Below are 767 nucleotides of genomic sequence, written 5' to 3'. Positions count from 1 at the left end.
ATTTATGTTCTAACTTGTTAGTTGTTAATGTCATGTTCTGACGTTTTTTGACATGTTTTGCTCCGCGCCGCGCGTGCCGGGTCCCGCCTGACCGCAAAGCGGTGTCGAGCCACAGCAGTCCGAAAGCCTATGGCGCACGTGATTTTGTTCACGTGATTGTAGATGGGCTAGACGGTTGGAAACCGTCGCCACGGTGGAAGTCTGCTAGCGTAGTGCGCAGGGTTCCATCGGCGAGGTGCAGCCGAGCCAGCGAGCAGCGCGAGAGACAGCCAAAGTCATTGCCCTTAGTAATCACACCCATGTTCTAACTTGTTAGTTGTTAAGATCATATTTTAAGGCCTCTAGTAACAGTTTCACTAGGTCGCTCACTGGGTCGCTCACTGGGTCGAGCCACAGCAGTCCGAAGGGGGGAAGCTCCAGTTTAAGTGTGGTCTGCGGGCAGGTTTAGTTGAGGTTGGGCTCCGCGCCGCGCGTGCCGAGTCCGCCTGACCGCAAAGCGGTGTCGAACCACAGCACTCCGAAAGCCTGCGGCCCACGCGATTTAGTTGAAGTTGGTGGTGAGGAGTCATTGGCATCTTAGTGAATGAGCCACGGGTATTCTTTCATCTGGATCAGAGCGTAGCGTCCATCGGCGCACTTGATGAAGGGGAAGGTGTAGCCTTCGCCGGCTTGGTGGCCAGCGTAGTAGCCGTAGGTCAGGTTGAGTGTGTCGTAGGCATCTAGTGCTGGGTCCGTGTCCTTGTCGATATAGAGGTAGTATCCGGCTG

At 55.1% G+C, this 767-nt stretch carries 1 protein-coding gene; it reads right to left on the bottom strand.

Annotated elements, in window-relative coordinates:
* Positions 1-576: 576 nt before the first annotated feature.
* A partial coding sequence (locus ABGY95_RS08220; RefSeq protein WP_347441201.1) for a hypothetical protein occupies positions 577-767 on the bottom strand: 191 nt, incomplete at its 5' end.

Origin of the sequence: Rubritalea sp., from assembly GCF_039830215.1 — a bacterium.
In the GTDB taxonomy this organism is placed as follows: domain Bacteria; phylum Verrucomicrobiota; class Verrucomicrobiia; order Verrucomicrobiales; family Akkermansiaceae; genus Rubritalea.
Note: the sequence above shows the minus strand (reverse complement) of the source record. Positions and strands in the feature narration are given on the sequence as shown.